Source organism: Corynebacterium sp. HMSC05H05 (genome assembly GCF_001807265.1).
Classification (GTDB): Bacteria; Actinomycetota; Actinomycetes; order Mycobacteriales; family Mycobacteriaceae; genus Corynebacterium.
On sequence record NZ_KV788391.1, the window covers coordinates 147,906 to 155,872 of the forward strand.

The 7,967-nt window shown below is 62.3% G+C and carries 2 protein-coding genes; both read right to left on the reverse strand.

The genetic code is table 11. The annotated features are described in order from the left end of the window. On the reverse strand, window positions 1-5,911 hold a 5,911-nt coding region (locus tag HMPREF3151_RS06595; RefSeq protein ID WP_168160611.1), incomplete at its 3' end, for a YPDG domain-containing protein. 524 nt (window positions 5,912-6,435) lie between these two features. Further along, window positions 6,436-7,967 (reverse strand): SoxR reducing system RseC family protein (locus HMPREF3151_RS12020; RefSeq protein ID WP_168160612.1); only part of this gene is annotated, 1,532 nt, incomplete at its 5' end.

Genomic DNA, 7,967 nt, shown 5'->3' on the forward strand with positions numbered 1-7,967 from the left:
TGTTCACCTTGATGCCCGAGTCCTGCTTCTCGTCCGTCGGATTGACCGGCTGGACGCCGTCCTTGTCCACGGAGATGGCGTTGTCGTCGCGGTTCTTCTCGTGGCCGTCCACCGGCACCTCCACCTCGACCGCGCCGTTGGGCAGGTTCGGGTCGGTGACGGTAACCGTGATCGGGCCGTCCACATCGGTGCCCGGGGTGAGGTGGATGTTGCCGTCCCCGTCGATTTCGGCCGGGATGTCCTTGCCGTCCTCGTCGGTGGCGGTGACCTCGGTGTCCTCGGACGGGTTGTTCACCTTGATGCCCGAGTCCTGCTTCTCGTCGGTCGGCTTGACGGTGTTCGTGCCGGAGGCGTCCACAGTCGTGCCGTTGTCGTCGACAGGCTTGTCGGAACCGTTGTCGTCGCGGTTCTTCTCGTGGCCCGCAACCGGCACCTCGAACTCGACGGAACCGTTGGGCAGGCTCGGGTCGGTGATGGTGACCTTGATCGGACCATCGACGCCGGGCTGAGGCTTGACGACGACATTCCCGTTGTCGTCAATCCTCACCTCAACCGGGTTGCCGTCCTCGTCCACCGCGGTGACCTTGGTGTCCTCGGACGGGTTCTTCACCTTGATGCCCGTCTCCTGCTCTTCGCCGTTCGGCTCGACGGTCTTGATGCCGCCCTTGTCCACCTCGACGGACACGCCGTTGTCGTCGACGCCCTTCTCGTGGCCGTTGACCGGGACCTCGACGTCAACCGCGCCGTTGGACAGGTTGTCGTCGGTGATGGTGACGGCGACCGGGCCATCCACGTCCTCGCCCGGGGTGACGCGAACGTTGCCGTTCTTGTCGATGCGGACCGGGATCTCCTTGCCGTCCTCGTCCACCGCGGTGACCTTGGTGTCCTCGGACGGGTTGTGCACGACGATGCCGGTGAGCTGTTCGTCGTCGGTCGGGTCGACCGGGGAGACCTCGGAGTCGTCCACAGTGGTCACGACCGGCACAACGACCGGGCCTTCCGTCTCCTCGGCAGGCTTCTCGGTGACCACGATGTTGATCGGGCCGCCGACGTCATTGCCGTCCTTGTCCTTGATCACCACGGTCGCCGGGCCGGTCGGAGCATCCTCCGGCACGGTGACGGTGATCTCGCCGGTCTCCGGATCCACGGTGACGGTTGCGCCGTCGATCGGGTTGCCGTCCTTGTCGCGGACCTCGCCGCTCATGCCGTCGGTCGGGTTAGCGACCTTGTCGTCGAGCTTGCCGGAGCCGCCCTGCTCGATCTCCTCGACCTTGGTGCCCGGCACGACGGTGCGGTCGGAGCCGTTGTCGTCCTTGCCCTTGGTGTGGCCCGCGACCGGGACCTCGATCTCGGTCTTGCCGCCCGGCAGATCCGGGTCGGTGACGGTGACCGTGATCGGACCGTCGACATCCTCGCCCGGGACGACGGAGATGTTTCCGTCCTCATCCACGATGACCGGGATGACCTTGCCGTCCTCGTCCTTCGCCTGGACGCGGGTGTCGCCGTCGAGGTTGTCCACCTTGATACCGGTGGACTGCTCGTCATCGGTCGGCTGGACCTCGGTGACGTTGGAGTCATCAACGGTCGTCGGGTCTGCGGTCGGCTCCGCAATCACGACGTGGATCGGGTCGTCGACCTGGTTGCCGTCGGCGTCCTTGATGACCACAGTGGCCGGGCCGGTCGGAGCGTCCTCCGGCACCTTCACGGTGATCTCACCGGTCTCCGGGTCGACAGTGACCTCGGCGCCGGTGATCGGGTTGCCGTCGTTGTCCAGGACCTCGCCGGTCATGCCCTCGGTCGGGTTGGTGACCTTGTCGTCGAGCTTGGTCGGCTCCTCGGCGCCCGGCTCGAGTACCTCGACCTTGCCTTCGCCGTTGTCGATGGACGGCGCCGGCTCGATGATCTCGATATCGATCGGGTCGCCGATCTGGTTGCCATCGGCGTCCTTGATGACGACGGTGGCGTCCTGCGGGTCGGTGCCCTCCGGGACGGTGACGGTGATCTTGCCGTCGGTGCCGATCTCCACCTTGGCGTCGTCGATGACGTTGCCGTCCTTGTCGCGGACCTCACCGGTCAGACCGTCGGTGACGTTCTGCACCGTGTCGTCCAGCACCTTCGGGGTGCCGTCAGCCGGAACCTTGTCGGTGACGGTACCTGGCATGAGCGCTGGGTCGGTGTTCTCGACGGTGCGCAGGCGCAGGTACGTCTCATCCGTCTGGCCGTCACGGGAGGCGCGGACAACGATGCGGTAGTTCTGATCTGCTTTCTCCGGGGTGCCGACAATCGCGGACTTTTCCTCGTCGAAGGACAGGCCGTTGACGCCGTTGTCGCTGTCCGCGATGGGATCACCGTTCTCGTCGAACCAGAAGACCTCGATGGTGGCGTCTTCCGCCAGCTTCTCCGGGTCGTTCGCCTCAGTGGCTCGCACCGGAATCTCCGTAATCGGCTTGCCCACCGGAACAGTCAGCTCCGGCACGACGTGCACGCGGACCTTGTGCTGGCTCGGATCCTTCTGCACGCGAACCACAGCGGTTTCCGTAGCGGTGGAGCCATCCGGGTTGGTCACAACGACCTCGATCGGGATGATGCGCTCGGTCTCGCCCGGCTCCCAGTTTTCCACCACCGGGGTGCCAACGATCTTGCTGTCTTCGAACTTCAGGCCGTCGGGAAGCTTGTTGCCCGATTCCGGGTTGAACGTAATCTCGGCTTCGGGGTCACCCGGGGTGACCTCGATCGGCGTGATCTCATCGCCCTCGTCGACCTCCTGGTCCTGCGGGGTGACCACAACATCGCGGATGTCCGGGACACCGTTGCCGTCGGAGTCCAGCAGGACACGGCCGGTTGCCTTGTCCTGGCCGCCGGTGACCCTGGTGCCGTTGATCGTCTGATCCGGGTAGTTGACCAACACCGGGACCTCGAAGTCCTTCTCGGTCGCGTCGGTTGCGTTATCCGGCGGCGTCACGGTGATCACGCCGGTGTCCGGGTCAACCTCGATGCCGTAGCCTGCCGGAACCTTAAAGTCCGGATCCAGCTCGTACTTCGTGCCCTCCGGTGCCGATGCCGGGACACCGGTGTTGCGCGTGACAATCGGGTCCAGCGTGACGGGCCTGCCGCCAGCGCTGGCGATCGCCTCGCCGTAGTCCACGTCGTACAGGTCCGCGACCTTGCCCACGATGGTGATCTTCGCGGTGGTGGAGTCTTCGGTGCCGTCAGCGTAGGTCACCTTCACCGGCAGCTCGTACTCGTCGCCAGCCTTAGCGCCCTGCGGAGGGATGAAGGTGATCTGGCCGCGGTCCTTCTTGTGGGAATTGCGCAACGTAGCCCAGGAGTCGATGGAGATGTCGCCCGGGTTCTTCACGTCGCCAGCCTTGGCAACCAAGTTCCAGCCCTCTGGGAGCGGAGCGAACTCAAACGCCTTGGACTGCTCCTTGCCGTCGCCCATGGCGCCGAGCTTCGGGTCCATGTCTTCTCGTGCGACGGTGACCGGGTTGTCCATGTCAGTGACGTCGGTGAACGTCGCTCGGATCTCGCCCTTGCCAGTTGCGGTTTCGCCCCTGCCCAGCGCGTAGACATACTCGTCGTAGGACGGCTCGTAGTCGTCGGCGACGGCGAGGTAAGAGATCGTCGCATCGTCGATGAAGCGCTTCTCCTCGACGACGGGCTTGCCCTCTTCGTCCGTGACAACGTCACCAGTGTCCGGGTCGGTCTTGTAGATCTCGTCGTACACCTTGACGGTGTACTTCTCACCCGGTTCGGTGCTCTGCTCCTTCGGATCGAAGGTGAGGTCACCGGTGTCGGGGTCGATGCTGACACCAACTGGATCGTCGCCAGTCAGTGGCCCCTCAGCAATCGTGTTTCCGTCCTTGTCAAACACTTGGTAGACGGGGTTGGACGGGAAGTCCTGCGGATCCTTCTTGCCGATGTTTTCCAGCGTCACCGGATCCTGCTTGTTCGGATCAGCGGTGAAGTCATCCCACACCGGGGTATCAACCAGCACCACAAAAGAATCGACAGAGATGTCGCGCGAGCCGTTGGTCAGCGCCGCGTAGTAGTACGACCCGTGCGTCGCGTCCTTTGGCACGTCGAACGTAGAGCAATCCTTGGACGGATCGTTCTTGTCGCGCAGGTCGTTCTTGCTGGCGATGGTGCACGACTTCAGCACCTTGCCATTGCCGTCGCGCCACTCGAGTTGGGCACCAACAGGCAGCTGATCCTTACCGTCAATCACGACCTGGGCGGTGTTGCCGCGCTTGGCCGGGTTGTTGGTGTTGTTGTAGTTGGTGATGTTCAGCTCCAGGTCTGGATCCTTCACCAACGCCATGTTCATGTTGAAGATGCGGGAGTAGCCGAAGGAGTTCAACGGCTTCGGCGTACCGGTTGGATTCCACTGCGAGTTACGGTCCACCACCATGAACTCCGGCTGCGAGTAGTTCGTCGGTGCCGCAACCACACGACCTTCGGCGTCCTCGACCCACACGTACAGGTGGCGCTGGAAGCCGTCCGGGGTGCCCTTTGCATACGCCTGGTCCTTACCCGGGAACAGCGACTCCGGGAAGCGCAAGGTGTACTCGCCCTTCTCGTTCGGAGCGCCGGAGACGGTGCCGGCGATGAACTCCGGGTGGGCCTTCATCCACTCCTTGGCCTTCTCGGCGCGGTTCCACGGGTCGAGGGAGTCCACCTCAGTGTCGTAGCTGGCGGCGCCTTCCGGGGTGAGCGCGGAGGCGAACACCTTGTAGCCCTGTGCACCCGTTGCCGGCGCGTCTCCAACCGAGTCGCCGACGTTAAACAGCTGGTTGTTGTTGCCGGTTTCGTGCCAGATCTTGCCGGAGACCGTGCGCTTCCACAGCGGATCGCGGTGCGCGCCCGCGTACTTGATGGGGCCGAACGGGTCCTCGATAAGCTTGGAGCCAATCTCTGCGCTGGCGTCCGCCATATCCTCCGTCAGCGTGACAGCATCGCCTTCGGCCTTCATGTAGTTGTTCTCCGGCTTGCCCGGCTCATACGGACGCTCGTAGAACCACACACCGGTGCGCTGCATGTTGCCGTTGACGTTGATGGCAGCCGGGAACTCGCCGAGTGCGGAACCCGACGCAATGCCGAAGGCACCTGGGAAACCTGCACCAGTGGTGCGGACAGGCACCAGCTCGTTCTGAGTGCCGTTGTCGTAGGCCCCCTCCGGGGCGCCAGGGTTGCCCTCATCGCCGTAATCGTGCGGCGTGGCATCCGCCCACACACGGTAGCGCTGGCCCATGCCTGCCTTGAAGCGGTGCTTCTTGCCGGAGGCATCAACCCACTCCGGAACCGCGAATGCGTACATGCCCTTACCTGCGGACGGCCCCTCAAGGTCGTGCGTGTGGGTTTGGTAGATCGGGGAACGGGCACCGTCCGAATCGATCCATTGGAAGTACACCGGCACCGTCGACGGAACCGGTTTGAAGCCCTGGTAGGTGGTGGTGAGCTGGCCACCACCGCGCGGGGTGACAATGGAAGCGCGGCCGGAGACAACGTCCTTGCCCTGGCCTGCCACGTTAGACAGGTGGATGCCGTTGGTGATCTGCTGCTGGGCAATGGCGTCGATGTTGTACACACCGGGCTTGCCCTCTACCGGCTTCGGCTGGGTGACACCCTTCTCACCACCATTTGCCCAATAGACGTGACGCCAGCCAGTTTCATTCTCACCCGGCTTGAACTCGCCTTCAAGGTTGTCGTTGTTCTGCTGGAGCCAGTCGTTCTCGAGCGCGCCAGCGTTGTTGTCAGGTGCGGCGTTGTCCGCATCCGCTTCTGCAGCGAATGCTGCAGCGGCAGCGCCAGGCACTGCGATCGGCTGCGCGAGCGGTGCGACTAACGCGATCGAGAGCGCGGCTGCCGCCACGGACGTGCCTCGACGGCGCACGATGTTACGTTTTTCCACGAGATTTCCCTTCGAGAGAATCGGGTGCCAAAAGATCCGCGGCCCTGACAAACGAAAAGCACACAGATATGACAGGGCCTCTACGCTTTAAAGTAAGCAACCCTCCACCAGACAGCAAGACCCCTCCCACGTTTTTCGTATCACACCGCGGCGGCTCCCCAAGACATCGAAGATCTATAACTGCAGGCCTACAACCTCTTTAACAAGTCTCCACTAAGTCGCCTGTGCATTACGTAAGTGATCCGATTTGGACATCTGCCCGGCACACAACATGCAGACCTGTACAAATCCACGCGTTCTGCGCAGATACCGCTATGTTCACCCAGGGGCGCCCCTGCAGAGTAAAAATTTGCTAAGTGCAGCAAAAATACCCCCGGAAAGGTGATTACACGTGACAGAATTCTTTCACGTGTCCATCTACCGGAGGTTCGGTGGCAAGTTCGCAGCACAGTAGACAAAGCAGTAGCCCCTGTTCTCCCACGTCGGGGAGAACAGGGGCTAAGCAGCCGGACTAGACGGAACTACTACTTCTTGTCAGCAGTCTTGTCGCCAGCCTTCTCGTCCTTCTTCGAAGAACCGGACTCAGCGTCCTTGCCATCCTTCTTAGAAGAACCAGCGTAGGTCTTACCAGAAGATCCCTTCAGCTCAAGATCCTTCACAGAGCTGCCGCCACCATTCGGCGAGCAGTTGTCGTAGATCAGAGTGCCAGCCAGGATACCTGCGGCAATCAACGCCAGACCCGCAGCAACAGTGCCGATGTCGGTGCCGAACTGTGCCAGCTGACGGTTCGCGGCATCAACCTGCGCGGCAATCTCCGGGTTGAACAGACCCAGCTGCTGCTGGATGCGGGTGTTCGCTGCCTGCAGCTGAGCATTCGCGTCAGCCACAACGTTGGACAGACCCGGGATCTCCATCTGCGACGCCAGACCCAGCGGGATCAGCGCCAACAGCGGCAAACCGAAGCCGAGGGAAGTAGCAACACATTTACCGGTGTCGATACCAACCTGCTCAGTGGTCTTGTTATCAGCACCGTCAGAAACAATCACCTTGTCGCCAGGCTTGAGCTCGACATCAGCCGGAACCTTCACGGTCCACTTGCCGTCCTTGTCGGTCTCGGTCTCAACCTTCTTGCCACCCGGCAACTCAACAATGATCTTCTCGTTCGGACGGTCGCCCGTACCGGAGATGGTCTTATCACCCGGCTTGATCGGGTTCACCTTCGGAGCGGTCTTGTCCTCGACATCGCCGCCCTCGGACGGTACGGAGTTCTCGTCGGCCGGGTTAGTTCCCTTCTCGATCTCCTCACGGTTCGAGATGCCGTCACCATCGAAGTCGCCGTCCGGATCCAGCAGGGACTTGCCGTCCTTGCCAACCAGGTCGAAGCCAGCGGTTGCGCTGTCCTTCGAACCGCCCGGGTAGGTGAACTCAACATCCACAGAAGGCTTCGCAAACGGGGTGAAGATCTTCACGAACTCATCCCAACGCTTACCTTTCTCCTGCTTCTGGATCTCCGGCAGCTTCTCAGCGATCTTCTCGCCAACCTTCTCGTAAGAAGGAGCCTTCGCCGTGACGACGCCCGAATCCTTATCGGTGTCGAACGTCCAGTCATCGGAACCGTTGGACGGGGTACCGATGGCCTCGGTACCTGCCGGAACCTTGGCGTCACCGAACGGGTTCTTCGAGGTCTCGGTCTTACCAGCCTCAACCTCCGTCGGCTCACCGTAGTTCGGATCAACGATCTTCACATCGATCTCGCCGATCTTCTCGGCGTCTTCACCTTCACCCTTGGAGACGATGACCTTGGCATCCTGCGGGTCAGTACCCTCCGGCACGGTTACCGTGATCTCACCAGTCTTCGGGTCAATCTCGACCTTGGAGTCCGGGATCTTCTTGCCGTCCTTATCGACGAGCTTGCCGGTCTCATCACCAGTCGGGTTCTCAACCTTGCCAACGGTGTGCGGCTCGTTGTTAGCCGGAACCGTGGTGTTGTCACCCTTAGTCACCGACGGGGTCGGCGCCGGAGCATCCGGGTTACCAACGGTGACAGTCACCGTCT